The organism is Agromyces sp. GQ35, from assembly GCF_059758475.1.
In genome coordinates, this window is record NZ_JCAXEO010000001.1 from 2,532,065 (window position 1) to 2,555,682 (window position 23,618).

Sequence of the window (23,618 nt, forward strand, 5' to 3'; positions counted from 1 at the left end):
GTCGTTCGTCCCAGTTTCGGGCACGGCGGCGAGGATCGCGCGTGACACGCCGCGCAAGGCTCGCGCGGCCGGGTTATTCGCCGAGCTCGGCGTGCTTCGTCTCCTCGGAGACGGTGCCGATCGCGATCGCGAGGCTTGCGGCCCACGACACCCACATGAGCGCCAGTCTCCAGTCGCGCGGGCCGGTCGCCGTCGCCTTCGCGACGGCGATGCCGCTGATGACGGCACTGATCACGGCTCCGCTGAAGAGGTACTTGCGCATGCCGCAACGCTACCGTCTGGTTTCGTCGTGCTGTGAGACATCCGTGAATCTGACCGATCGTGCAGAAGCTGACCGATCGGTCAACTAGCGTGGAGTCATGCCCACCGATGCTTCCCTGCCGGCCCGCGTGCGCGCCAGTGACGAGCTGCGCGAGGTCGCACTCGAGCAGTTCGCGACCGTCGGCTTCGCCGCGACCTCGCTGCAGCACATCGCCGACCACGCCGGCTATTCGAAGTCGAGCGTGCTCTACCACTACGCCTCGAAGGAGGCACTGCTCGAGGCGGCGATCGGCCCCGGCATCGACCTGCTCGAGAACCTGTTGAGCGACTTCGTCGCCGGCGGGCGCAGTCGGGCCGCACGCGCGGTCTTCATCGAGCGCTTCGTCGACTTCCTGCTCGGCAACCGGCTGGCGGTGCACACCTTCGTCAACCAGGGCCAATCGTTGCGGGGCCTGCCGGTGATCGAACGCGCGAACACGGCCATCCGCGGCCTCGCCGACTCGATCTGCGAGGAACACGCCACGATCGCCGAGCAGATGCGGTTCGGCGTCGCCCTCGCCGGCGCGACGTACACGCTCGTGGCCGGCGCGACATTCCTCGACGGCGACCAGCAGGTCGCTGACGAAGACGTGCGCGACGCACTCATCACCGTGCTCTCCGAACTGCTCCTGACGGCCGACGGCCTCCCGAACTGAGAGGCCCGACCATGGCACTCCTCCTCCACCGCATCGGCCGTTTCGCCTTCCGTCGCGCCTGGTACGTGATCGTCGCCTGGGTGCTCGCGCTCGGAGCGCTGCTCGGCGCCGGACTCGGCCTCGGCGGCCAACTCCAGGACTCGTTCGCGATCCCCGGTACCGAATCGCAGACCGCGATCGACCAGCTCGCCGCGGTGTTCCCCCAGACCGCAGGCGCATCGGCGAAGGCCGTCGTCGAGGCGCCCGACGGCTCCTCCGTCGAATCCCAGTCGTCCCGCGACGCGATCGCGGCCATGGAGACCGACCTCGAACAGGTCGACGGCATTGCGAGCGTGCTGGGGCCGTTCGACGAGTACGCGGGCGACCAGGTCTCGGCCGACGGCCGCACCGCGTACATCCAGCTGCAGTTCGACGGCACCGTCACGGACGTCGATCCGGACTCCCTCGAGGCCGTCATCGCGACCGGCGAGGCGGGCCGTGATGCCGGACTGACGGTCGCCTTCGGCGGCGACGTCTTCCAGGAGACGAGCTTCGGGCTGACGGTCACCGAGGTGTTCGGCGTGCTCTTCGCAGCCGTGGTGCTCATCATCACCTTCGGCTCGCTGCTCTCGGCGGGAATGCCGTTGCTCACGGCGCTCGTCGGTGTCGGCGCGGCGTTCGGTGGCATCTCGATCGTGGCGGCGTTCACGACGGTGTCGTCGACCGCGCCGATGCTCGCGGTGATGATCGGGCTCGCGGTCGGCATCGACTACGCACTCTTCATCCTCTCCCGTCATCGAACCCAGCTGGCCCGCGGCCAGGACCCGGAGGAATCGGCTGCCGAAGCCGTCGCCACCGCGGGCGGCGCCGTCGTCTTCGCCGGCCTCACCGTGATCATCGCGCTGCTCGGCCTGCTCGTCGTCGGCATCCCGTTCCTCAGCGTCATGGGCGTCGGCGCGGCCTTCGCGGTGCTGATCGCCGTGGCCGGTGCCGTCACGCTCCTGCCGGCCCTGCTCGGCGTCTTCGGCCGCCGTCTGATCCCGAAACCCGGCAGCCGTGCGCATCGCCGGGCGAACGCCGACGACGACAGCGGCAGGCACACCATGGGCCGTCGCTGGGTCGACCTCGTGCTGAAGGCCCCGGTCGTGTTCGTGGCGCTCGTGATCGGGCTGCTCGGCACGGCCGCGGTGCCGGCCGCGAGCCTCGACCTGAACCTGCCGAACGGGTCGGGCACCGAAGGGTCCAGCCAACGCGAGGCGTACGAGATGATCGAGAACGGCTTCGGCCCGGGCTACAACGGCCCGCTCATCATCACGGTCGACATCACGCAGACCACCGACATCTTCGACGACCTCGACGCGATCGGCGATCGCATCGGGCAACTCGACGACGTCGCGTTCGTCGGCGCGGGCCTGCCGAACGAGACCGCCGACACGGCGATCATCCAGGTGATTCCCGAGAGCGCACCGGATGCACTTGAGACCAAGGTGCTCGTCGAGAGCATCCGTGAGCTCGAGCCCTCGATCACCGCCGACCTCGGCACGCCGATCGCGGTGACCGGGTACACGGCCGTGGCGATCGACATCTCGAACCGGCTCGCCGACGCCCTCATCCCGTTCGCCCTGATCGTCGTCGGCCTGTCGATCGTGCTCCTGCTCATGGTGTTCCGCTCGGTGTTCGTTCCGGTCAAGGCCGCACTCGGGTTCCTGCTGTCGGCGTTCGGCGCGATCGGCGTGACCGTCGCGATCTTCCAGTGGGGCTGGTTCGCCGACCTCCTGCACGTCGAGCCCGGTCCGATCCTGAGCTTCCTGCCGATTCTGCTCATGGCGGTGCTGTTCGGCCTCGCGATGGACTACGAGGTGTTCCTCGTCTCCGGCATGCGCGAGGAGTTCGTGAAGACCGGCGAGCCGCGGAAGGCCGTCGTGCACGGTTTCCAGCACGCCGCCCGCGTCGTCACCGCGGCCGCGCTCATCATGTTCTTCGTCTTCTTCGCCTTCGTACCCGAGGGTTCGGGCGTGATCAAGGGCATCGCCTTCGCGCTCGCGGTGGGCGTCGCCTTCGACGCGTTCCTCGTGCGCATGACGCTCGTGCCCGCTGCGATGGCGCTCGCAGGCAAAGCCGCGTGGTGGCTGCCGAAGTGGCTCGCCAAGCTGTTGCCGAACGTCGACATCGAGGGCGAGGGGCTGCGCGCCCACCTCGATCAGGAGGCGTGGGCGGCCTCGAGGCCCGCCGCGGTGAACGCCGATGCAGCGGTGTTCGGTCTGCCCGAGCGGCCCATCGGTCCGCTCACGGTCGAGGTGCCGGTCGGCGGCGTGCTCGCTGTGCGGGGCGAGACGGTCGACCGCCGCGTCGTCGCCGCAACCCTGGCCGGTCGTCTCGACCCGGTCGACGGGCGACTCGCCGTGCTCGGTTCGCCGCTTCCATCCGGCGCCGGCCGGGTCATGCGGGGCGTGGCGATCGCCGAGGTCGCAACGGATGCCGCGCCGGGCGGCACGGTCGGCGAGCTCATCGCCGGACGGCTCGACGCCACACGCCCGTGGTACCGGCTCGCCCCGTCGAGCTCGCTCGTGCACAGCTGGGCCGCCCGCGCGGCCGACGCGACCGGACACGGCCCCGACGGCCCCCGCTTCACCAGCGAGACGCCGCTCGCCGGGCTCGGCGTCGAGGCACGCACGCTCGTGGCGGTCGCCGCTGCACTCGCCGAACGTCCGAAGGCCGTCGTCATCGACCTCGACGACGACCCCGGTTCGGCCAGTGGTGACCTCTGGCGTGCGCTCGCGGTGCTCGTGCCCGCTCAAGTGACGGTCATCGTCGGGTGCGGCCGTTCGGCCGTGCCGCCCGAGACGTCGCCCGAACTCGCCGCACGCGGCATCCGTACCCTCGAACCCGTCTCGCACACCCAGGAGGCCCTGCGATGAGCACCCGACTCTCCCGACTCTTCGGCTCGACCCCGGCGCAACGCCGGGTGCGATACGGAGTGCTGGTGGCGGCGGTGATCGCCGTGCCGCTCGCCGTCTCCGGGCTCGTCTCCGGCGCACTCGGCGGCGCCGGCGACAACCTCGAGCAGATCCCGGCGGTCGTCGTGAACAACGACGAGATGGTCACGATGACCCTGCCCGACGGCACCGATCAGCCCGTGCTCGCCGGGCGCCAGCTCGTCACCGAATTGACCGACCCCGCCATGGCGGGCTTCCAGTGGAAGATCTCCAACGACGAGGAGGCCACGGAACTGCTCGCCTCGGGCGACGCCTATGCGGTCCTGACGATTCCCGCCGACTTCTCGGAGTCGGTGACCTCGCTCTCGGGCGAGACGCCGACCAAGGCGAACCTCGACATCCGCACCGATGACGCGCACGGGTATCTCGCGGGGTCGATCGCGCAGTCGGTCGGCGATGCGATGTCGGCGACCTTCGGTCGTGAACTGACCGCGCAGTACCTCGAGGGCTTCTATACGAGTCTCGCGACGATGGGCGATTCGCTCGGCGAGGCAGCCGAGGGTGCGACGCAGCTCTCGACCGGTGCCGGCTCGCTCGCGGGCGGCCTCGGCACGCTCTCGAACGGCGTCGCCTCGGCGGCGTCAGGTGCGACGGAAGCGGCGAGCGGTGCGTCGCAGTACGCGGACGGCGTGCACCAGTACACGACCGGTGTCGACGGGCTCGCCGGTGGGCTGGGTCAGCTGAACGCCGGCGCGGCCGGCCTGGGTGAGCTGTCGACCGGCATCACCCGATACACCGGGGGAGTCGCCGAATTGAACAGCAACTACGCGGCGCTGCAGCCCGGATTGATCGCGCTGATCGATTCGAATCTCGGCGGAGCGAGCTGCGACCCGGAGCCCGCGGATGAACAGCTCGCTGCACTCTGCGCGATGCGTGCGGGAGTCGTGGGCATCGGCGGCGGTCTCACCGAGCTCGGGTCGCAGGGCTCTGCGCTCGCCGGTTCGGCCTCGACGGCACTCGCCGGAGTCCAGGGCGGCATTGCGCAGTCGGCGGCCGGTGCGGCCCAGCTCTCGGGCGGGTCGGCCGCACTGCGCGACGGCGCGAGCGGCCTCGCCACCGGCGTCGACGAGCTCGCCATCGGCCTCGGCCAGCTGGCCAGCGGTGCCACGGATGCCGCGACCGGCGCGACCGAACTCGCCGGCGGTGCCGGCTCGCTCGCGAGCGGGCTCACCTCGGGCGCGGAGAGCGCGAAGGCCTTCAGCGATATCGATGGGGCGGCGACCGCCGACGTGGTCGCCGAGCCGGTCACGGTCGACGCCAGCCGCGATCACGAGATCGGCGGAGTCGGTGAAGTGATCGGCATGCTGTTCGTGCCGGTCGGGCTGTGGCTCGGTGCGCTGGCGCTCTTCCTCGTCTTCCGCCCGTTCGGGCGGGAGGCCCTGCGCAGCACGGCATCGACGGGCGGACTCGTCTCGCGCACGCTCGCTCGTGCCGGCCTGCTCGCGCTCGCCCAGGCGGTCGCCGTGGTGTTGCTCCTGCACGGCGCGATGGGCGTCGCCTGGACTCTGCTGCCGCAGACCCTCGCATTCGCCGCGCTCCTCGCCCTCGTGTTCACCGCGCTGCACGCCTTCCTCACCGTGTGGCTCGGCCGAGCCGGCCTGCTCGTCTCGCTCGTGCTCGTCGCCCTGCAACTGACAGCCACGGGCGGGTTGTACCCGATCGAAGTACTGAGCGGTCCGTTCCAGGCGATCAGCCCCCTGCTGCCGCTGACGTGGGCGGTGCAGGGCATGCAGCTCATCGTCGCCGGCGCCTCGGGTGGCGCTGTGGCGATGGCGGCCGGCGTGCTCGTGGTCTTCGGCCTCGTGGGCGTCTTCGGCACCGGCATCGTGATCGGTAGACGCCGAGGCATCCGCTCGATCGGGTTCGCGGCGGCAGCGCTCGGCTGAGCGCGAACGGGCGTGCCGTCGGTGCGCGCGCCCGTGCCCGTCGGCAGGGCGCGCCGCCGTCGGCTGTTAGCCTGAGGAAAGCGCCAGGAGGGACTTCCGCCGATATGCACGCCCCTGAACCGAAACGCGACGAGCTCTTCGTCGATGCCGCCTACGACATGATCGTCGTCTCGAACCGATTGCCGGTCGACTACGAGCGCGGCCCCGACGGCGAGACCCGGTGGAAGAGCTCGCCAGGCGGTCTCGTCACCGCGCTGGAACCCGTGATGCGTGCCGCCGACGGCGCCTGGATCGGCTGGGCGGGCGTGGCCGACCGCGAGTTCGACCCGTTCGAGCACGACGGCATCAACATCGTGCCGGTGCCGCTGTCGGAATCAGAGCTCGAGGACTACTACGAGGGTTTCTCGAACGACACCCTCTGGCCGCTCTACCACGACGTCATCGCTCCGCCGTCGTTCCACCGCGAGTGGTGGGACGCCTACGTGCGGGTCAATCGGCGGTTCGCCGAGGCGGCTGCGCGCGCGGCATCCGACGGCGCCGTCGTCTGGGTGCAGGACTACCAGTTGCAGCTGGTGCCGCGGATGCTCCGTGAGAGCCGCCCCGACCTCGTGATCGGGTTCTTCAACCACATCCCGTTCCCGGCCTACGGCATCTATTCGCAACTGCCATGGCGACGCCAGGTCATCGACGGATTGCTCGGCGCCGATGTCATCGGTTTCCAGCGCACCGCCGACGCCGGCAACTTCACGCGAGCCGTGCGACGCCTCTTCGGCTACTCCACGCGCGGCAGCGTCATCGACGTGCCCGGACCCGACGGCGACGGCGGCGTGCGCCACGTCGTCGCCCGGGCCTTCCCCATCTCGATCGACGCGGCCGGCTTCGAGGAGCTGGCGCGCCGGCCCGAGGTGCAGGCTCGCGCGCACGAGATCCGCGAGAGCCTCGGCAATCCCGAGACGATCATGCTCGGCGTCGACCGACTCGACTACACGAAGGGCATCCGGCACCGGCTGAAGGCGTACGGGGAGCTGTTGCACGACGGCCGGCTCTCGGTCGAAGACGTGACGCTCGTGCAGGTCGCGAGTCCGTCGCGAGAACGCGTCGAGACGTACCGCCAGTTGCGCGACGAGATCGAGCTGATGGTCGGCCGCTTGAACGGCGACAACTCGACGCTCGGTCACCAGGCGATCGCCTACCTGCACCACGGGTATCCACGTGAAGAGATGGTCGCCCTGTACCTCGCGGCCGACGTCATGCTCGTCACGGCGCTCCGCGACGGAATGAACCTCGTCGCGAAGGAGTTCGTCGCCTGCAGCTTCGATGACGACGGCGTGCTCGTGCTGAGCGAGTTCACCGGGGCATCCGACGAGCTCAGGCAGGCGATCCTCGTGAATCCGCACGACATCGAGGGGCTGAAAGACGCGATGGTCGAGGCGGCACGGATGCCGCGCAAGGAGCGCGCCCGCCGCATGCGCGCCCTGCGCAAGCGCGTGCGCGAGAACGACGTGGCGAAGTGGTCGGCGACGTTCCTGAAGACTTTGACCGGCGCCGGCATCATCGCGTCGGGTGTCCCCGAGGGGCTCGATGCCGCAATCGGGCGCATCGCGAACACCGACCGTCTGCTCGTGGCGCTCGACTTCGACGGCACCCTCGCGCCGCTCGTCGACCGGCCCGAAGACGCACGCGCGACCAACCGTGCCCGCACGGCCATCGAACGGCTGGGCGCGCTCGACGACACCCGGGTCGCGATCGTCTCCGGCCGTGCTCTGGCAAGCCTTCGCGAGGTCGCCGATCCGCCGCAAGGCGCATTGCTCAGCGGTTCGCACGGCGTCGAGCTGCAGCTCGACACCGGGGGAGTGACGATCGACCTGCGGGACGCCGAGCTCGCGGCGCTCGAACACCTCACCCGCATCCTCGACGAGGTCGCCTCCGGCGCTGAAGGGGCGTGGGTGGAGTGGAAGCCCGCGGGGCTCGCCCTGCACACCCGCAAGGTGGCCTCCGCCACCGCGGTCGAACTGCAGCGCGCCGCGCGCGCGCGTGTGGACGCCGAGATCCCCGAGCTCACCGTGCGCAGCGGCAAGGGCGTGCTCGAATTCTCGGTTCGGCCGAGTGACAAGGGCGAGGCGCTCACGAGGCTCAGGCAGCATTCGGGCGCGAGCGCCGTCGTGTACGTCGGCGACGACGTCACCGATGAAGACGCCTTCGCCTCCCTCGAGAGCGACGACATGGGGGTGAAGGTCGGCCAGGGCCGATCGCTCGCGACGCACCGTGTGCGCAGCCCCGACGACGTCGCCGACCTGCTCGAGCGGCTCGCCGATGCGCGTGATGCGACGCGCGGAGGCCCTGCGCGCTGGCCATAGACTCGATGCATGTCGGAGTTCGATCCCAAACCGCGTAGCCGTACCGTCACCGACGGCATCGAAGCCATGACCAGCCGGGGCATGCTCCGCGCCGTGGGCATGGGCGATGCGGATTGGGACAAGCCGCAGATCGGCATCGCCTCGTCCTGGAACGAGATCACCCCCTGCAACCTGTCGCTCGCCCGCCTCGCGCAGGCCGCGAAAGAGGGCGTGCACGGCGGCGGCGGGTATCCGTTGCAGTTCGGCACCGTCTCGGTCTCCGACGGCATCTCGATGGGACACGAGGGCATGCACTTCTCCCTCGTGTCGCGCGAGGTCATCGCCGACTCGGTCGAGGTCGTCATGCAGGCCGAGCGACTCGACGGTTCGGTGCTGCTCGCCGGCTGCGACAAGTCGATCCCCGGCATGCTCATGGCCGCGGCGCGACTCGACCTCGCCTCGGTCTTCCTCTATGCCGGCTCCATCGCGCCGGGCTGGGTGCGCCTCTCCGACGGCACCGAGAAAGACATCACCATCATCGATTCGTTCGAAGCGGTCGGCGCGGTCAAGGCCGGCACGATGAGCGAGGCCGATGCGAAACGCATCGAATGCGCGTTCGCCCCGGGCGAGGGTGCCTGCGGCGGCATGTACACCGCGAACACGATGGCCTCGGTCGCCGAGGCGCTCGGGCTCTCGCTGCCGGGCTCGGCCTCACCGGCATCCGCCGACCGCCGTCGCGACTACTACGCACACCGCTCTGGCGAAGCCGTCGTGAACCTGTTGAAGCACGGCATCACTGCGCGCCAGATCCTCACGAAGAAGGCGTTCGAGAACGCCATCGCCGTGGGCATGGCCCTCGGTGGCTCGACGAACATCGTGCTGCACCTGCTCGCGATCGCGCACGAGGCCGAAGTCGACCTCACGCTCGACGACTTCAATCGCATCGGCTCGAAGGTGCCGCACGTCGGCGACCTGAAGCCGTTCGGCAAGTACGTCATGAACGATGTCGACCGCCGCGGCGGTCTTCCCGTGCTCATGAAGGCCCTGCTCGACGCGGGCCTCATGCACGGCGACGCACTCACGGTCACCGGCAAGACCCTCGCTGAGAACCTCGCCGAGATGGACATCGCCCCGCTCGACGGCGAGGTGCTGCGCACCCTCGACAACCCGATCCACGAGACCGGGGGGCTCACGATCCTGCACGGATCGCTCGCCCCCGAGGGTGCTGTGGTGAAGACCGCGGGCTTCGACGCCGCGACATTCGAGGGCCCTGCCCGCGTCTTCGAGCGCGAGCGGGCGGCCATGGACGCCCTCACCGCCGGAGAGATCAAGCACGGCGACGTCGTCGTCATCCGATATGAAGGGCCCAAGGGCGGTCCCGGCATGCGCGAGATGCTCGCCATCACGGCGGCCATCAAGGGCGCCGGCCTCGGAAAAGATGTACTACTCTTGACGGACGGTCGATTCTCAGGCGGCACAACCGGCCTCTGCATCGGCCATCTGGCACCCGAAGCGGTGGACGCAGGTCCCATCGCCTTCGTGCGCGATGGTGATCTCATACGGGTCGATATCGCAGCTCGTTCCATCGACCTACTGGTCGACGATGCCGAGCTGGCTGCCCGCCGTGAAGGCTGGGCTCCGCTTCCTCCGCGCTATACCCGTGGCGTCCTCGCGAAATACTCGAAGCTCGTGCGTTCCGCCGCTGAAGGCGCCACGACGGGCTGAGTGCTGCGCTTCCCGCACACACCGTCCACCAGAACAGGAACCGAATGTCCACGGAATCCAGTCCCGTGCCATCGCCCGCCCCAGTGCCTCCCGGCGCGCCCGTGGAGATCACGGGCGCCGAGGGAGTCGTCCGCTCGCTCGAGATGCTCGGCATCACCGATGTGTTCGGATTGCCGGGCGGCGCGATCCTCCCCGTCTACGACCCCCTCTTCGAGAGCCGCAAGCTGCGCCACATCCTCGTGCGTCACGAGCAGGGCGCCGGCCACGCCGCCGAGGGTTACGCGTCGTCCTCGGGCAAGCTCGGTGTCGCGATCGCGACGTCCGGCCCCGGCGCGACGAACCTCGTCACCGCGATCGCCGACGCGCACATGGATTCGGTGCCGATGCTCGCGATCACCGGCCAGGTGTTCTCGAACCTCATGGGCACCGATGCATTCCAAGAGGCCGACATCGTCGGCATCACCATGCCGATCACGAAGCACTCCTTCCTCGTGAAAGACCCCGCTGAGATCCCGGCGACGCTCGCGGCCGCGGTGCACATCGCGACGACCGGCCGCCCCGGCCCGGTGCTCGTCGACATCACGAAAGACGCGCAGCAGGCCAAGTTCATGTTCAGCTGGCCGCCGAAGCTCGACCTGCCGGGCTACCGGCCGATCACCAAGGCGCACGGCAAGCAGGTTGCGGCCGCTGCGCAGATGCTCGCCGAGGCGAAGCGTCCGGTGCTGTACGTGGGCGGCGGCGTCATCCGCTCCGGCGCATCCGACGAGCTCCGCACGCTCGCCGAGACGACGAACGCCCCCGTGGTCACCACGCTCATGGCCCGCGGCGCGTTCCCCGACTCGCACCCCCAGCACCTCGGCATGCCGGGCATGCACGGCACCGTGCCCGCGGTCATCGCGTTGCAGGAGGCTGACCTCCTGATCGCGCTCGGCGCTCGCTTCGACGACCGCGTGACCGGCAAGGCCGCGCTGTTCGCGCCCAACGCGAAGGTCGTGCACGTCGACATCGACCCGGCAGAGATCTCGAAGATCCGGGTCGCCGACGTGCCCATCGTCGGCGATGCGAAAGACGTGCTCGTCGACCTCGAAGCGGCCTACCGCGACGTCGTCGCGGCTCAGACCGCCGCTCCCGATCTCGACGAGTGGTGGGCCACCCTCGACGGACTCCGTTCGGAGTTCCCGCTCGGCTTCTCGAAGCCGTCCGACGGCCTGCTCGCTCCGCAGCAGGTCATCCAGCGCATCGGCGAGCTCACCGGGCCCGAGGCGGTCTATGCGGCAGGCGTCGGCCAGCATCAGATGTGGGCGGCGCAGTTCATCAAGTACGAGCGGCCCAACTCCTGGCTGAACTCCGGTGGCGCCGGCACCATGGGCTACGCGGTTCCCGCGGCGATGGGCGCGAAGGTCGCAGAACCCGAGCGCGTGGTCTGGGCGATCGACGGCGACGGCTGCTTCCAGATGACCAACCAGGAGCTCGCCACCTGCACGTTGAACAAGATCCCGATCAAGGTCGCGATCATCAACAACTCCTCGCTCGGCATGGTGCGCCAGTGGCAGACCCTGTTCTACGACGGCCGCTACTCGAACACCGACCTGAACACGGGTCATGACACCGTGCGCATCCCCGACTTCGTGGCGCTCGCCGAGGCGTACGGCGCGCTCGGCATCCGCGTCACGAAAGAAGAGGAGATCGACGACGCGATCAAGCTCGCGCTCGAGACGAACGACCGCCCGGTCGTGATCGACTTCGTCGTCTCGGCAGAGGCCATGGTGTGGCCGATGGTGCCGCAGGGCGTCTCGAACAGCTACATCCAATACGCTCGCGACCACTCGCCGGCGTTCAGCGAGGAGGACTGACCATGTCGACACACGTGCTCTCCCTCCTCGTGGAAGACAAGCCGGGCCTGCTGACCCGCGTCGCCGGGCTCTTCGCCCGTCGCGGGTTCAACATCGAGTCGCTCGCCGTCGGTCACTCCGAAATCGAGGGTCTCAGCCGCATCACGGTCGTCGTCGATGTCGAAGATCTGCCGCTCGAGCAGGTGACGAAGCAGCTGAACAAGCTCATCAACGTCATCAAGATCGTCGAGCTCGACCCGGCGCAGTCGGTGCAGCGCGAACACCTGCTCATCAAGGTGCGCGTCGACAACGCCACCCGATCGCAGGTGCTCGAAGCGGTCAACCTCTTCCGCGCTCGCGTCGTCGACGTCTCGACCGACGCCCTCGTGATCGAGATCACCGGAGACTCCGGCAAGACCACCGCGTTCCTCAAGGTGCTCGAGCCGTACGGCATCAAAGAGATCGCGCAGTCGGGCCTTCTCGCAGTCGGCCGTGGCGGCAAGTCCATCACCGAGCGTGTCTTCAAGAACTGACCGTCTTCACGAATTGCACAGACCACTACCAAGGAGAATGAACAGCATCATGGCTGAGATCTACTACGACAAAGACGCCGACCTCGCGCTCATCCAGGGCAAGAAGGTCGCGGTCATCGGCTACGGCTCGCAGGGCCACGCGCACGCGCAGAACCTCCGCGACTCCGGTGTCGAGGTCGTCATCGGGCTCAAGGAGGGCTCGAAGTCGAAGCCGAAGGCTGAAGAGGCCGGCTTCCAGGTGCTGAGCGTCGCCGACGCCGCGGCATCCGCCGACGTCATCGTCATCCTCGCTCCCGACCAGTACCAGCGCCACATCTACGCGGAGTCCATCAAAGACAACCTCGCCGAGGGCAAGACCCTCGTCTTCGGTCACGGCTTCAACATCCGCTTCGGCTACATCGAGGCTCCCGAGGGCGTCGACGTCGTCATGGTCGCGCCGAAGGGCCCCGGCCACACCGTGCGCCGCGAGTACGAGGCGGGTCGCGGCGTTCCCGTGATCGTCGCGGTCGAGAAGGATGCCTCGGGCAACGCCTGGCCCCTCGTGCTGAGCTACGCCAAGGCCGTCGGCGGCCTGCGTGCCGGTGGCATCAAGACGACCTTCACCGAAGAGACCGAGACCGACCTGTTCGGTGAGCAGGCCGTGCTCTGCGGCGGTGTCTCGCAGCTCGTGCAGTACGGCTTCGAGACCCTGACCGAGGCCGGGTACCAGCCGCAGGTCGCCTACTTCGAGGTGCTCCACGAGCTGAAGCTCATCGTCGACCTCATGTGGGAGGGCGGCATCGCCAAGCAGCGCTGGTCGGTCTCCGACACGGCCGAATACGGCGACTACGTCTCGGGGCCCCGAGTCATCGACCCGCACGTCAAGGAGAACATGCAGGCCGTGCTCGCCGACATCCAGTCGGGCGCGTTCGCGAAGCGCTTCATCGACGACCAGGACAACGGCGCGCAGGAGTTCCTCGAGCTCCGCGCCAAGGGCGAGGCGCACCCGATCGAGGCCACGGGCCGCGAGCTCCGCAAGCTCTTCGCCTGGAACGCCTCGAACGACGACGACTACGTCGACGGCGAAGTCGCGCGCTAGAGCGCGGACGCCCACCGTCGACGCAGTCGTCGCGCGACACTGTGCCGATACTGCCCGGACTTCGTCCGTGCAGGCCGATGGTGAGGTCGCGCGCGGACACCGCTGACCCTGAGTGACGAGGAAGCCTCGCCCGGATCTGATCCGGGCGGGGCTTCGTCGTTGCTTCGGGCGAGCCGAGGTCACTCGGCCTCGGGGGTCTCCTCGGGTGCTTCGGTCTCCTCGGTGGGTTCCTCGGTCGCTGCGCCGGCCGTCACCGCGTCGACCTGCTCCTGGGTGTATCCGCAGTAGTTGACGGCCTCTCGGTCCCAGTAGCTCACGAGGCGGTCCTTACCGGCGGCGTGGGCGTCGGCCACCGTGCCCTCGTAGATCTGGCCGTCCTTCGACTCCTTGTTGACGTCCGGCACCTCGGCGCAGACGTGGAAGACGGTTCCGGACTTGGTCCAGTACACGAGGTCCTGACCGGTCAGCTGTTCGATCGTGTTCGACTCCTCGGTGTACTGCTCGACCGAAACCGGGTTGTAGTCGACGCCCAGCGCGATGGCGCCGCCGCCGATGACGATCGCGATGATGCCGGCGAGTGCCTTCTGCTTGCCGTCCATGTTCTTGTTCGTGAAGACCAGGATGATCAGCGGCAGGAACGCGATCACGGCGATGATCGCGCCGAGCTGGTTCTGCACGAAGAACCGAACCGAGTCCTCCTTCGACGCAGGGTCCAGGCGATTGGCCTTCTTCCAGAGGAACGATCCGCCGATCGCGAGCGCTCCGATGACGACGATCAGCGCGATGAGCAGCACCATGTTCACGGGCACCTGCCGAAGCACCCAGAAGATCGCGAAGGCCTCGCCGGCGATCGCGAGCAGCCAGAGGCCGCCGGCGATGAGGCGGAACGTCGTGGCCTGCTTCTTCGCCTCGGGTGTCGGCTTCCACACCGGAGCATCGGATCGTGCGGCCGAATCGCTGCCGGAGGCCGTGGTCGGTTCGACTCGAACGACCTTCTTCTTCTGCTGCTCTGCCACGTTCGTCCTTCCAAAGGGGTTCGGGTGCCGCGATGAGCATATTGGACGCGCCGTCGTGAGGGGGAGAGCGACGCGTCGCGCGGTGGCGCGAGCCGACCGGATCGCGAGCCGGGGTCGGTGCGCCGGGGCCGCGGCAACCGGGTAGCGTGTCGGGAATGCCAGGACTCCTTTCACTCGAGATCGCCGTTCAGGATGTCGCGGGGGTGCGCATCGCCCTGACCGCGGGCGCCACGCGGGTCGAACTCTGCCAGGCGCTCTCGCTCGGCGGGCTGACGCCGTCGGCCGGGCTCATCGAGGCTGCGGCCGACGAGGCGCGCAGCGCGGCGGTTCCGGCGTTCGTGCATGTGCTCGTGCGACCTCGCGGCGGCGGCTTCGCCTATGACGCCGACGAGCTCGACACGATCGAGCGCGACATCCGTGCCGCGTTCGATCACGGTGCCGACGGCGTCGTCGTCGGCGCGCTCACCGAGGCCGGCGATCTCGACGTCGACGTGATCCGTCGATTCGTCGATGCCGCATCCGGCAGGGACGTGACGGTGCACCGAGCGGTCGATGCGAGTTCCGACCCGCGTGCCTCGGTCGCGATGCTCGCCGCACTCGGCGTGCGCCGCGTGCTCACCTCGGGCGGAGCCCCCGAGTGTCGTTCGGGTATCGAGACGTTGCGACGGATGGCTTCCGAGGCGACCGCACTCGAGATCATGGCCGGCGGCGGGGTGCGCATCGCCGACATCGCCGAACTCGCCGCCGCAGGGGTCGATGCCGTGCACCTCTCGGCGCGCGGCACGACGACCAGGGGCGGGGCGAGCGGGCCGGGCGGCGGCGTCGACGGATTCGACGTCACCGATCCGGGTCTCGTGCGGGCCGCCGTCGCCGCCGCCGGCATCGCTCGGCGATGACGGATGCGCCGCCACCCGGCGTACCCGTGACCGCGCCCGCCGATCGCTAGGGTGGTGTCCATGACCCGCGATTCCGACGACGACGCGCTGCGCTGGGAGGGCGACGAAGATCCCACGCTCGCGCCCGGCTGGAAAGCTGTGGGTGGGCCGGCGCACGTCGAGCACGCTGCCGGCGACGCACCCACGGGTCCGGCGCCCGAAGCTTCCCTCGAAGACGATGAGGTCGCCGGCGACCGTTCCGAGGATTCGAACCCCGCGCAGACCGGTTCGGCCGAACTCGTGCTGCTCGGGGTGCTCGGCGGCGTCTACCTGCTGTACGCGGTCGGCTGGCTGTTCGCGGCGCTCGACGACCTGCCCCTCCTCGCAGACCCGGTCGCGCAGTTCATGTACGTGCTCGGGCGGTGGCTCGCTGTCGCCGCGGCGCCGCTGTGGTTCGCTGCGGCGCTGTGGCTCACCGCCGGTCGACACCGGGCACGCCTCATCTGGCTGATCGCCGGGGCAGTGCTGCTCGTTCCCGTCCCGTTCCTGTTGCGAGGTTGAGATGACCGAGGCACCCGTTCCCCCCGAGCCCGGCGTCGATTCCGCCGCATCCGCTCGCCCGGCGACGCCGCTCTGGCTCGCGGTCACGATCGCCGTGGCGTTCGGCGTCTTCTTCGCATATGACGTGTGGGAGGCGATCGGCAATCTCGTCGGCCTCAACGTCTCCGCCGCTGAGCTTGGTGTCGCGCTCACCGGGTTCGGTGTCACGCTCCTCATCGTCGGCCTCATCGTGCCCTTCCTGGTCTATGCCGTCGTGTTCCGGCTCGGCCGTCGGCGGGGCCCGCTGCCGCAGGTCCTGCTCTTCGTCGCGGGGTTCGCCGTCGTCCAGGTGCTCTCGGCCGACATCGCCGCACTGTTCGAGCTCGGCGGCCTCGACTTCTCGTGAGTTCCCGCTCGCCTGCGAGCACAACGTCACAGAACGATCGCCGCGCGTCGGCTCCAGTAGAGTGATCGGGTAGGCGCCCCGACGGCGTGTGGCGCATCCCACCGCAAGTCGCATCGTCGAGCGTGCGCATCGCCCCGAAGGAATCGTTCGTGTCAAAGCCGGTCGTGCTGATCGCTGAAGAACTCTCGCCCGCCACCGTCGAGGCCCTCGGCCCCGACTTCGACGTCAGGTCCGTCGACGGTACCGATCGGTCCGCGTTGCTCGCGGCGCTGGCCGACGCCGACGCGATCCTCGTGCGTTCGGCGACCAAGGTCGATGCTGAGGCGATCGCCGCAGCTCCGAAGCTCAAGGTCGTCGCCCGTGCCGGCGTCGGTCTCGACAACGTCGACATCAAGGCCGCGACGACCGCGGGCGTGATGGTCGTGAACGCGCCCACGTCGAACATCATCTCTGCGGCCGAGCTCACCGTCGGCCACATCCTCAGCCTCGCTCGGCACATCCCGGCGGCGCACGCGGCGCTCGCGCAGGGGGAGTGGAAGCGGTCGGCCTTCACCGGTGTCGAGTTGTACGAGAAGACGGTGGGCATCATCGGTCTCGGCCGCATCGGCGCGCTCATCGCGGCTCGTCTGCAGGCGTTCGGCACGAACGTCATCGCGTTCGACCCGTACATCACGGCCGCTCGTGCGCAGCAGCTCGGCGTGCAGACCGTGAGCCTCGACGAGCTGCTCGAGCAGAGCGACTTCATCACGATCCACATGCCGAAGACGCCAGAGACCACGGGCATGATCGGCACCGAGCAGCTCGCTCGCATGAAGCCCACGGCGTTCGTCGTGAACGTCGCTCGTGGTGGGCTGATCGATGAAGATGCGCTGCACGACGCGCTCGTGAACAAGACGATCGCCGGTGCAGCGGTCGACGTGTTCGTCTCGGAGCCGCCGCGCGACTCGCCGCTGCTCGGCCTCCCGAACATCGTCGTCACCCCGCACCTCGGCGCGTCGACCGACGAGGCGCAAGAGAAAGCCGGCGTGTCCGTCGCGAAGTCGGTGCGGCTCGCCCTCGCCGGCGAGCTCGTTCCCGATGCGGTCAACGTCGCAGGTGGCGTCATCGACCCCTACGTCCGCCCCGGTATTCCGCTCGTCGAGAAGCTCGGCCAGCTGTTTGCGGGCGTGGCGAACGGGCCGCTCACGAGCCTCGACGTCGAGGTGCGCGGCGAACTGGCCGACTACGACGTGAGCGCGCTCAAGCTCGCGGCGCTCAAGGGCGTCTTCACGAACGTCGTGAGCGAGACGGTGTCGTACGTCAACGCGCCGCTGCTCGCCGAGCAGCGCGGCATCGACGTGCGGCTGATCACCTCGGCCGAATCGCCGGAGTACCGCAACGTGATCACGCTCACGGGTGCGCTCGCCGACGGCACGCAGGTCTCGGTGTCGGGCACGCTGACCGGCCCGAAGCAGATCGAGAAGCTCGTCGGAGTCAACGGCTACGAGCTCGAGGTGCCGATCGCGACGACCCACATCGTCATGGAATACGCCGACCGTCCGGGCATCGTCGCCGTCTACGGCCAGGAGTTCGGCGAGGCCGGCATCAACATCGCGGGCATGCAGATCGCTCGCCGAGAGGCCGGCGGCCGCGCGCTCAGCGTGCTCACGGTCGACTCTCCGGTTCCGGCCGAGGTGCTCGAGCGGGTGCGCGTGGCGATCGACGCGAGTGTCTTCGTCGAGATCGACATCTCCGAGTAGCGATCGGCCGGGGCCACTCCTGAGCTTGTCGACGGGCGTCACTCCGCTGGTCGACGGCTTCGCTCCGCCGGTCGAGTAGCGAAGCGTATCGAGGCCTGCCAGGCGGGGTCTCGATACGCGCTACGCGTTACTCGACCGGCGATTCGCGCGCGATGCGTTCGAGCAGGTCGACGAGTTCGTCCATCTCTTTCGGACCGATGTCGTCGCCTCCGACCTGGCCGGCCTCGGCGACGACCTCGGCGCGGAGGGCGGAGTGGTAGTAGAGCCCATCGCCGATGAGCGTGATCGCGAGTGCGAGCGCGGAGTCGTCGACGTGACGACCGATCTCGGTGAGCCAGCGCGAGCGAACGGCGTCGATCGCGTGCGCTGCCTCACGATCGCCGCCCTGGGCGAGGCGCACGGTGGCGACGAAGCTGTGGTCGAGTGGTGATTCGAGGTCGACGGAGGAACGCACGAAGTACGAGATCGCGCCCTCGGGGGCGGAGTGGATGCGTTCGACGTCGTCGTCGATGAGCCGGTGCAGGCGTTCGATGAGGCCGGCGATCAGGGCGTGCCGCGAACCGAAGTGGTAGAGCAGCCCGCCCTTGGAGACCCCGGCTTCGCGTGCCGTCGCTTCGAGGGTCGCTCCGCGTTCGCCGTCGGCGATGATGAGGCGCTCGAACGCATCGAGCACGGCATCGCGGGCCGCAGGCGGTCGACTCATGAGCCTGATGCTACTTCGTGGGCGGCGGTCACATCTGTTACTATACCGACTGGACGGTAAAGTAATGGGAAACGACATGATGAACGACACTCACCTGAATTCCACCGACACGATGCGCACGACGGATGCCGCGGCATCCGTGATTCGAACGTCGCGAGCACCCCGCCGCGCCTGGGTCGCCCTCGCGGTGCTGATGCTGCCGGTACTGCTGGTCTCGGTCGACAACACCGTGCTGAGCTTCGCACTGCCCGCGATCTCCCGCGATCTCGCACCGACCGCCGCGCAGCAGCTGTGGATCATCGACGCGTACCCGCTCGTCCTCGCCGGCCTCCTCGTGGCGATGGGCAGTGCCGGCGACCGTTTCGGGCGTCGTCGGATGCTCCTCATCGGATCGGTCGGCTTCGCGCTGCTCTCGATCGTCGCCGCCTTCGCTCCCACGGCCGAAGCGCTCATCGCGGCCCGCGCCGCGCTCGGATTCTTCGGTGCGATGCTCATGCCCTCGACGCTCTCGTTGCTGCGAACGGTCTTCGTCGATCGCGAGCAGCGCCGCCTCGCGATCGCCATCTGGGCCACGGGCTTCGCGGCCGGCAGCGCGCTCGGCCCGCTCGTCGGCGGAGTGCTCCTCGAGCACTTCCACTGGGGCTCGGTCTTCCTGCTCGCCGTTCCCGTCCTCGTGCCGATGCTCGTGCTCGTGCCCCTGCTCATCCCCGAGAGCCGCGACCCTGCTCCGGGCCGCATCGACCTGCCGAGCACATTGCTCTCGCTCGCCGCGATGGGACCGGTGGTCTACGGAATCAAGTCGCTCGCCACAGAGGGCTTCTCGGGCTTCGGCATCCAGGCGATCGTGTTCGGGGTGTTCTGCGGGGTGTGGTTCGTGCGGCGACAGCTCACGTCGGACTCGCCCCTGCTCGACGTGCGGCTGTTCCGCCAGGGCTCGTTCGGCGGCGCGGTGCTCGTGAACCTGTTCAGTGTGATCGCACTCGTCGGGTTCCTGTACTTCGTGTCGCAGCACCTCCAGCTCATCGCCGGCCTCAGCCCGGTGGCGGCCGGCCTCGCGCTGGTGCCCGGTCTCGTCGCGATGATCATCGCCGGGCTCGTCGTGGTGCCGATCGCGCGCCGGGTGCGCCCCCGCATCCTCGTTCCCGTGGCCCTGCTGCTCTCCGCCGCGGGCTACGCGGTGATCGCGTTCAGCGCGACAGCCGAATCGATCGCCCCGGTCGTGCTCGCGTTCGTGCTACTCGGCATCGGCATCGGCGCCGCCGAGACGGTCTCGAACGAACTGATCCTCTCGAGTGCAGCACCTGAGAAGGCCGGTGCCGCCTCGGCGGTCTCCGAGACGGCCTACGAGCTCGGTGCCGTACTCGGCACGGCGGTGCTCGGCTCGATCCTCGCGGCGCACTATCGCACGGCTCTCGAACTGCCGGCGGCGCTCAGCGGAGCACAGGCGGCGACCGCACGCGAGACCCTCGCCGGAGCCGCCGTGGTGGCGGAACAGGTGCCCACTGCGGTCGGCGAACAGCTCGCGGCATCCGCGGCCCTCGCCTTCGACGAGGGAGTCGTGATCACTTCGCTCATCGGCGTGGCGCTCATGGTCGCTGCCGCCCTCGTCGCAGCGCTCGCACTGCGCAACCCGAAGGGCGTCGCCGGCCACGACTGAGCGGTGGGCGCCCGCGGGTGCCACTCGCGCGCTCGGCCAGTACGCTGGGAGGGCTGGCGCACGAAGGAGCATTCATGGTGGACACGGTCAAGCTCGCGGTGATTCCCGGTGACGGGATCGGGCCCGAAGTGGTCGGCGAGGCGCTCAAGGCGCTCGCCGCCGCAACGGAGGGAACGGATGTCGCCTTCGAGCAGACCCGCTTCTCGCTCGGCGCCGCGCGCTATCTCGAGACCGGTGACGTGCTCACCGACGACGACCTCGCGGCCATCGGCGCGCACGATGCGATCCTCCTCGGCGCGGTCGGCGGCGCCCCCGGCGACCCGCGTCTCGCCGGGGCCAACATCGAGCGCGGCCTGCTGCTGAGGCTGCGCTTCGAGCTCGACCACTACGTGAACCTGCGGCCGTCCGTGCTGTATGCGGGCGTTCCCAGCCCGCTCGCGGACCCCGGAGACGTCGACTTCGTCGTCGTCCGCGAGGGCACCGAGGGGCCGTACGTCGGAAACGGCGGTGCGATTCGCGCCGGCACCCCGCACGAGGTCGCCAACGAAGTGTCGGTCAACACCGCCTTCGGAGTCGAACGGGTGGTGCGGTACGCGTTCGCCGCGGCATCCGCTCGCCCGCGCAAGAAGCTCACGCTCGTGCACAAGACGAACGTGCTCGTCTTCGCGGGCTCGCTCTGGAAGCGCACGGTCGACGCCGTCGCCGCCGAGTACCCCGACGTCACGGTCGACTACCTGCACGTCGACGCCGCGACGATCTTCCTCGTCACCGATCCTGCTAGATTCGATGTCATCGTCACGGACAACCTCTTCGGCGACATCCTCACCGATCTGGCCGGCGCAATCAGCGGCGGCATCGGCCTCGCAGCCTCGGGCAACATCAACCCCGACGGCCGATTCCCCAGCATGTTCGAGCCGGTTCACGGTTCCGCCCCCGACATCGCAGGGAAGGGCATCGCAGACCCCACCGCCGCGATCCTCTCCGTCGCACTCCTGCTCGGCCACCTCGGTCGGGCGGATGCCGCGGCGAAGGTGCAGCGGGCCGTCATCGCCGATATCGCCGAACGCGGCGACCGTCGGCGATCGACCTCCGAGGTCGGCGATGCCATCGCCGATCGCATCGGCGCACTCGACTGATCCAGCGCATCGAAGGACACATCATGACGATCAACCTCCCGCTCCAGGCTCCCTCCGCCGCCGGTCTCATCTGGCAGGTCACCCGCAACGAGCAGGCGAAGTCGCCGGCCGAACGCGAGGCGGTCCTCGCCGATCCCGGCTTCGGCAACCACTTCACCGATCACATGGTCGACATCTGCTGGTCGGAGAAGGGCGGATGGCACCGCCCGCGCGTCTCGCCCTACGGTCCCATCTCGCTCGACCCGGCCGCCGCGGTGCTGCACTACGCGCAGGAGATCTTCGAGGGCATGAAGGCGTATCGTCATGCCGACGGCTCGATCCGCACCTTCCGCCCATTCGAGAACGCCGCTCGCATGCAGCGCTCGGCGCGACGGCTGGCGCTGCCCGAACTCCCGAGCGAGATCTTCATCGAGTCCTTGAAGCACCTGATCGCCGTCGACGCCGACTGGGTGCCGAGCGCGCCCGAGACGAGCCTGTACCTGCGGCCGTTCATGTTCGCGAAAGAGGCGTTCCTCGGGGTGCGTCCGGCGAAGAAGGTCGCGTACTACGTCATCGCGAGCCCGGCGGGCGCCTACTTCCCGGGCGGCGTCGAGCCGGTGAGCATCTGGCTCTCGACGGACTATGCGCGCGCCGGCAAGGGCGGCACGGGTGCGGCCAAGACCGGTGGCAACTACGCGTCGAGCCTGTTGCCGCAGGCCGAGGCCTACGCGAAGGGATGCCAGCAGGTCGCGTTCCTCGACGACGCCGGAAATCTCGAAGAGCTCGGCGGCATGAACATCGTGCTCGTGCGCCGTGACGGGACGCTCGTCACGCCCGAGTCGGACTCGATCCTCGAGGGCATCACACGCGACTCGATCCTCCAGCTCGCGACCGATCGTGGCCACGCGGTCGAGCGTCGCAACGTCTCACTCGACGAGTGGCGTTCGGGGGCGGCTTCGGGCGAGATCGTCGGAGCATTCGCCTGCGGCACCGCTGCGGTGGTCGTGCCCATCGGGCGCCTGCTCGGCACCGACTTCGAGATCGTGCACGCGGGCGCCGAGGCATCCGCTCTCGCGCTCGCACTGCGTCAGGAACTGACCGACATCCAGTACGGCCGTGCCGAAGACCGTCACGGCTGGATGACCCGACTCGACGCGTGAGCTCGGGGCACGCGGGGTTCCGAATCCGCCCGTTCGAGGTCGCCGAGACTGAGGCCGTCGTCGAACTCTGGCGAGACGCCGGCCTCGTGACACCGTGGAACAATCCGTACCGCGACATCGAGCGCAAGCTCACCGTACAGCCCGAGTTGTTCCTGGTCGCCACAGCCGACGATGCTCAGCTCGGCGAAGCGCTCGGCGGAGCCGTGATCGGTACCGCGATGATCGGCTACGACGGACATCGAGGCTGGGTGAACTACCTGGCCGTCGCCGACCCCCGGCGCGGCACCGGGCTGGGCCGGGCGCTCATGCGAGAGGCCGAGCGGCTGCTGGTCGAGCGGGGGTGCGCCAAGCTCAACCTGCAGGTGCGCTCCTCGAACCAGGCGGTCATCGCCTTCTATGAGCGGCTCGGCTACGCAGACGACGAGGTGGTGAGCCTCGGCAAGCGGCTGATTCCCGACATCTCCGGCGATCACCCAGGCCTGCCCGTCGGGGCCGGGCCTCGGTAGGCTGAATCTCGAGGGTCGAACCGCCGAGGAGGAACACCGTGCCGCACTCGATCGCCGAAGTGCAGTCGGAACTCGCCGCGCTCGACGACCCGAAGACGCGAGAGGCCAACGAGCGGCGTGGTGACCCGCACGGCGTGAACCTCGCCCAGCTCCGCGGGCTCGCCAAGGCGGTCAAGACCGATCACGAGCTCGCCCACGGGCTCTGGGCGAGCGGCGACACTGCTTCGCGGCTGCTCGCGATCCTGATCTGCCGCCCGAAGAGCTTCACCGCCGACGAACTCGACGCCATGATGCGTGAAGAGCGCTCGCCCAAGGGCCACGACTGGCTCGTGAACTACGTCGTGAAAGAAGAGCCCGCACGCCGAACCGCTTCGCCTCGCGTGGCTCGACGACGCGGATCCGCTCGTCGTCAGTGCCGCCTGGGCGCTGAACGCCGACCGGATCGTGAAGTCGCCAGAGTCGCTCGACCTGCCGGCCATGCTCGACACGATCGAGGCCGAGATACAGCAGGCTCCTGATCGAGTGCAGAGATGGTGCGCAGGCAGCTCGCCGGATAAGCAGACGTGCACGACGCTCGGCG

General features: G+C 69.0%; 19 protein-coding genes and 1 pseudogene. 17 read left to right on the top strand and 3 right to left on the bottom strand.

From position 1 onward, the window contains the following. Nucleotides 1–73: 73 nt before the first annotated feature. Nucleotides 74–262 (bottom strand): hypothetical protein, encoded by a 189-nt coding sequence (locus AC6CH0_RS11740; protein ID WP_498100904.1) that lies wholly within the window; start codon nucleotides 260–262, stop codon nucleotides 74–76. Nucleotides 263–359: 97 nt separating this feature from the next. Here AC6CH0_RS11740 and AC6CH0_RS11745 point away from each other — a divergent pair, with 97 nt between their 5' ends. From AC6CH0_RS11745 to ilvC, 8 genes are all read left to right on the top strand, one after another. Beyond that, nucleotides 360–956 carry a TetR/AcrR family transcriptional regulator gene (locus tag AC6CH0_RS11745; protein WP_498100906.1) on the top strand — a complete coding sequence of 199 codons (597 nt, stop codon included), beginning with the start codon at nucleotides 360–362 and terminating at the stop codon, nucleotides 954–956. Between the two features lie 11 nt (nucleotides 957–967). After that, on the top strand, nucleotides 968–3,853 hold the full coding sequence (locus AC6CH0_RS11750) for an MMPL family transporter (RefSeq protein WP_498100908.1): 2,886 nt from the start codon (nucleotides 968–970) through the stop codon (nucleotides 3,851–3,853). Then, on the top strand, nucleotides 3,850–5,817 hold the full coding sequence (locus tag AC6CH0_RS11755; RefSeq protein ID WP_498100910.1) for a YhgE/Pip family protein: 1,968 nt from the start codon (nucleotides 3,850–3,852) through the stop codon (nucleotides 5,815–5,817). Before AC6CH0_RS11750 ends, AC6CH0_RS11755 begins: the two co-directional genes overlap by 4 nt. Before the next feature lie 104 nt (nucleotides 5,818–5,921). Then, nucleotides 5,922–8,174, top strand: coding sequence for a bifunctional alpha,alpha-trehalose-phosphate synthase (UDP-forming)/trehalose-phosphatase (locus AC6CH0_RS11760; protein ID WP_498100912.1), 2,253 nt, complete (start codon nucleotides 5,922–5,924; stop codon nucleotides 8,172–8,174). A 9-nt stretch (nucleotides 8,175–8,183) separates the two neighbouring features. Further along, nucleotides 8,184–9,878, top strand: coding sequence for a dihydroxy-acid dehydratase (gene ilvD, locus AC6CH0_RS11765; RefSeq protein WP_498100914.1), 1,695 nt, complete (start codon nucleotides 8,184–8,186; stop codon nucleotides 9,876–9,878). A 44-nt stretch (nucleotides 9,879–9,922) separates the two neighbouring features. Next, nucleotides 9,923–11,731, top strand: a complete 1,809-nt coding sequence (locus tag AC6CH0_RS11770; protein ID WP_498100916.1) for an acetolactate synthase large subunit — start codon at nucleotides 9,923–9,925, stop codon at nucleotides 11,729–11,731. Nucleotides 11,732–11,733: 2 nt separating this feature from the next. Next, nucleotides 11,734–12,243, top strand: coding sequence for an acetolactate synthase small subunit (gene ilvN, locus AC6CH0_RS11775; protein ID WP_498100918.1), 510 nt, complete (start codon nucleotides 11,734–11,736; stop codon nucleotides 12,241–12,243). Nucleotides 12,244–12,256: 13 nt separating this feature from the next. Next, nucleotides 12,257–13,321, top strand: coding sequence for a ketol-acid reductoisomerase (ilvC, locus tag AC6CH0_RS11780; protein ID WP_498100920.1), 1,065 nt, complete (start codon nucleotides 12,257–12,259; stop codon nucleotides 13,319–13,321). 179 nt (nucleotides 13,322–13,500) lie between these two features. On the opposite strand, the gene AC6CH0_RS11785 is transcribed toward ilvC, so the two are convergent. After that, a complete protein-coding gene (locus tag AC6CH0_RS11785) occupies nucleotides 13,501–14,337 on the bottom strand; it encodes a hypothetical protein (RefSeq protein WP_498100922.1) in 837 nt (278 codons plus the stop codon). 155 nt (nucleotides 14,338–14,492) lie between these two features. Here AC6CH0_RS11785 and AC6CH0_RS11790 point away from each other — a divergent pair, with 155 nt between their 5' ends. The 4 genes from AC6CH0_RS11790 to serA all read left to right on the top strand — a co-directional run bounded on the left by AC6CH0_RS11790 (nucleotide 14,493) and on the right by serA (nucleotide 17,897). Further along, a complete protein-coding gene (locus AC6CH0_RS11790; protein ID WP_498100924.1) occupies nucleotides 14,493–15,233 on the top strand; it encodes a copper homeostasis protein CutC in 741 nt (246 codons plus the stop codon). Nucleotides 15,234–15,293: 60 nt separating this feature from the next. Next, the gene (locus tag AC6CH0_RS11795; RefSeq protein ID WP_498100926.1) at nucleotides 15,294–15,773 is read left to right on the top strand and encodes a DNA polymerase III subunit gamma/tau; all 480 of its coding nucleotides are present in this window, start codon (nucleotides 15,294–15,296) and stop codon (nucleotides 15,771–15,773) included. 1 nt (nucleotide 15,774) lies between these two features. Continuing rightward, nucleotides 15,775–16,158: a hypothetical protein gene (locus AC6CH0_RS11800; RefSeq protein WP_498100928.1), complete on the top strand. Its 384-nt coding sequence runs from the start codon at nucleotides 15,775–15,777 to the stop codon at nucleotides 16,156–16,158. A gap of 149 nt (nucleotides 16,159–16,307) precedes the next feature. Then, nucleotides 16,308–17,897, top strand: a complete 1,590-nt coding sequence (gene serA, locus AC6CH0_RS11805; RefSeq protein WP_498100930.1) for a phosphoglycerate dehydrogenase — start codon at nucleotides 16,308–16,310, stop codon at nucleotides 17,895–17,897. Between the two features lie 127 nt (nucleotides 17,898–18,024). On the opposite strand, the gene AC6CH0_RS11810 is transcribed toward serA, so the two are convergent. Next, nucleotides 18,025–18,600, bottom strand: coding sequence for a TetR/AcrR family transcriptional regulator (locus tag AC6CH0_RS11810; protein ID WP_498100932.1), 576 nt, complete (start codon nucleotides 18,598–18,600; stop codon nucleotides 18,025–18,027). Between the two features lie 112 nt (nucleotides 18,601–18,712). Between AC6CH0_RS11810 and AC6CH0_RS11815 the strand changes: the two genes are divergently transcribed. The 5 genes and pseudogenes from AC6CH0_RS11815 to AC6CH0_RS11835 form a co-directional block, all read left to right on the top strand. Then, a complete protein-coding gene (locus AC6CH0_RS11815) occupies nucleotides 18,713–20,257 on the top strand; it encodes an MFS transporter (RefSeq protein ID WP_498101120.1) in 1,545 nt (514 codons plus the stop codon). Nucleotides 20,258–20,331: 74 nt separating this feature from the next. After that, nucleotides 20,332–21,393 carry a 3-isopropylmalate dehydrogenase gene (locus AC6CH0_RS11820; protein ID WP_498100934.1) on the top strand — a complete coding sequence of 354 codons (1,062 nt, stop codon included), beginning with the start codon at nucleotides 20,332–20,334 and terminating at the stop codon, nucleotides 21,391–21,393. Nucleotides 21,394–21,416: 23 nt separating this feature from the next. Next, nucleotides 21,417–22,532 (top strand): branched-chain amino acid aminotransferase, encoded by a 1,116-nt coding sequence (locus AC6CH0_RS11825; RefSeq protein ID WP_498100936.1) that lies wholly within the window; start codon nucleotides 21,417–21,419, stop codon nucleotides 22,530–22,532. After that, complete coding sequence (locus AC6CH0_RS11830) at nucleotides 22,529–23,038, top strand: GNAT family acetyltransferase (RefSeq protein ID WP_498100938.1); 510 nt, start codon at nucleotides 22,529–22,531, stop codon at nucleotides 23,036–23,038. The genes AC6CH0_RS11825 and AC6CH0_RS11830 overlap by 4 nt, the downstream gene beginning before the upstream one ends. Nucleotides 23,039–23,076: 38 nt before the next feature. Next, nucleotides 23,077–23,566 (top strand): annotated as a pseudogene (locus AC6CH0_RS11835) (DNA alkylation repair protein); the annotation flags it as partial. Nucleotides 23,567–23,618 lie beyond the last annotated feature (52 nt).